We start from the raw sequence: 2,521 nt of genomic DNA on the forward strand, positions 1-2,521 counted from the left end.
GCTACCGGAGAGGTCCCCGGCGGTCGGGGGCCGCCGCTTCGCCCCGGCGCGGGAGGGCTCGTCCCGTGACGGGCGGCGTACCTCGGCGGTGGTGGGGAGGGCGGAGAGCTTCCGCCGTTCCGCCCCTGTTCACGACGGGCGACCGCGCCCGATCACGTGCCGCCCTCGCGCGCCGCGGGCCGGGCCCCCTGCCGGCGTGCGGTGCTGGCACGCACGATGAGTTCCGGCGCGACGGTGAGGTGTGCGGTGCCGGTGGCGGTTCCCTCGATGTGCTCCAGCAGCAAGGCGATGCTGTTGCGGCCGAGCGCGGCGAAGTCCTGGCGGACCGTGGTGAGCGGCGGGGGGAAGAACTCCGCCTCCGGGATGTCGTCGAACCCGGCCACCGCCACGTCCTGCGGGGTCTGGAAGCCCGCCTCCCGCAGGGCGCGCAGCACGCCGAGGGCCATCTGGTCGTTGGCCACGAAGACGGCCGTGAGCCCGGGACCCTGCGGCGAGGAGGCGACACGCCCGGCGAGCTGCTGCCCTGCCCGGTACCCGGACATCGGGCTCCAGTCGCCGCGCAGCGGGGTCGGGATCTCGGCGCCCGCCTCGCGGAGCGCACCCTCCCAGCCGGCTGTCCGGGCTTCGCTCTCCAGCCAGTCGCGGGGTCCGGCGACGTGCCAGACGGTGGAGTGGCCGGAGGCGAGCAGGTGTTCGGTGATCATGCGCGCCCCGAGCTCCTGGTCGAGGGAGACACCCGGCAGGTCCAGATCGTGCCCGCCCTCCACGGTCACCACGGGGCAGGGAGCCTGGAGCGTGGTGAGCGCGCGCACCGCGTCGCGCTGGGGTGTGATGGCGATGATCCCCTCCACGCCCCACGCGCTGAGGTGTTCCATCGCCTCGGTGAGCGCCGCCCGGCTGGCCACCCGCAGGGTGACGGCCGAGACGAGATAGCCCCGGTCGCGTGCCGCTTCCTGCACGCCGGCGAGCGTGCTCGCCGGACCGTGGAGCGTGGTGTTGACGGCGATGACGCCGAGCGTGTGCGTGCGCCGGGTCGCGAGCGCACGGGCCGCCGAGTTGCGGCGATAGCCGAGCCGCTCGATGGCCTCGGTCACCTGGGCGCGGGTCTTGACGCTCACGTTCGGATGCTCGCTCAGGACCCGCGAGACGGTCTGGTGCGACACGCCTGCCACGCGTGCCACGTCCGCCATCGTGGGTGCTCTCGCGGCGTCTGCGGGCCGGGGCAAATCCGTTTCCTCTCTGTGGAGACCGGGGCGTGGGGGGAAGAACGTCGACCTCAAGGTACCTGTCGTGTGCAGGTGCACGAAGGCCGCTGCGGCGGAGCGCCGTCTCCCGGTGAGTGCGCGCTCACATCGTGGTCCTTCCCGAGCGCCAAGATCCTTGTCGGTTACCGCCAGGGGCTTGAGTTCACGTCATGTTAGCGCTCACAATCTAGCTGCGTCAGTACGTGTGACGTCATGAAGCGCGGACGTCATGGAGCTCGGACGTCGCGGCGCTCGACTTCGAGGCGTGCCGGCGTATCGACAACCGGGTGCCCGGCGGAGCGCGGGACGTGCGGGGCCGGGTCGGCCCGTCCGTGTGTTCCGGGGTGCGGCTGTTGTCGTCCTTGTCAGAGAGATGGTCCAGAGAGACGGTGAACGCGTCATGAGCGAGACCACACTCCGCGCACTGCGCAGTGAGGTGCTGGCCGCCAACCTGAGGATTCCGCAGGCCGGGCTGGCAACACTGACCTGGGGAAACGTCAGTGCGGTGGACCGTGAGTCGGGGGTCTTCGTCATCAAGCCCTCCGGCGTGTCCTACGCCGAACTCACCGAGCGGGACCTCGTGGTGGTCTCGCTCGACGACGGCGGTGTGGTGGAGGGGCGGTTGCGTCCGTCCACCGACACCGAGACCCACCGCTGTCTCTACCGGGCGTTCCCGTCCATCGGCGGGGTGACACACACGCACTCCGAACACGCCGTCGCCTTCGCCCAGGCGCGCGTGCCCATACCCGTACTCGGCACGACCCACGCCGACACCTTCAACGGGCCCGTCCCCGTCACCTCGGACCTCACCGCCGAACAGTGTGCCGAGGACTACGAGTACAACACCGGCCAGGTCATCGTCACCATGCTGGAGGGCGACGACCGACGTGCCCGCGAGGTGCCGGGCGCGCTCGTCTCGCGCCACGGTCCGTTCACCTGGGGAGCCACCGCCACCGAGTCGCTGGAGAACGCGATCGTCTGCGAGGCGGTGGCCAAGATGGCGCTGCACACGCTCGCGCTGCGGCCGGCCGGCGCCGGAGCGACGCCGCCGCCCCAGCATCTGCTGGACCGCCACTTCACCCGCAAGCACGGGCCGGACGCCTACTACGGCAACCCCTGACACTCGCACGCGGGGTTCACCCGGGGAGAGCCGGCGGTTCATGGCGGTCATGGTCCGGTCGTCTCTGAGGAGGGCGGGTGGAGGAGCGCGGGTCCCTCGCTCCGCTCCGGCGGGCGGGAAAGGACGGGTCCCCGGTCCGCTCCGGCGCGACACGCCG

The 2,521-nt window shown here is 71.9% G+C and carries 2 protein-coding genes; one reads left to right on the plus strand and one right to left on the minus strand.

Annotated features, from left to right (window positions below; genetic code table 11):
• Positions 1-152: 152 nt before the first annotated feature.
• Positions 153-1,190 carry a LacI family DNA-binding transcriptional regulator gene (locus ACFWEP_RS34020; RefSeq protein ID WP_387376078.1) on the minus strand — a complete coding sequence of 346 codons (1,038 nt, stop codon included), beginning with the start codon at positions 1,188-1,190 and terminating at the stop codon, positions 153-155.
• Between the two features lie 454 nt (positions 1,191-1,644).
• Between ACFWEP_RS34020 and araD the strand changes: the two genes are divergently transcribed.
• Positions 1,645-2,364 (plus strand): L-ribulose-5-phosphate 4-epimerase AraD, encoded by a 720-nt coding sequence (gene araD, locus ACFWEP_RS34025; RefSeq protein ID WP_387376081.1) that lies wholly within the window; start codon positions 1,645-1,647, stop codon positions 2,362-2,364.
• The last annotated feature ends 157 nt before the right edge of the window (positions 2,365-2,521 follow it).

Origin of the sequence: Streptomyces sp. NPDC060198 (assembly GCF_042728415.1) — a bacterium.
Taxonomy (GTDB): Bacteria; Actinomycetota; Actinomycetes; order Streptomycetales; family Streptomycetaceae; genus Streptomyces.

Bases quoted from the DNA above. Each gene is read 5' to 3' on its own strand.
- araD (WP_387376081.1), top strand. From the start codon at position 1,645: ATGAGCGAGACCACACTCCGCGCACTGCGCAGTGAGGTGCTGGCCGCC.
- ACFWEP_RS34020 (WP_387376078.1), bottom strand. From the start codon at position 1,190: ATGGCGGACGTGGCACGCGTGGCAGGCGTGTCGCACCAGACCGTCTCG.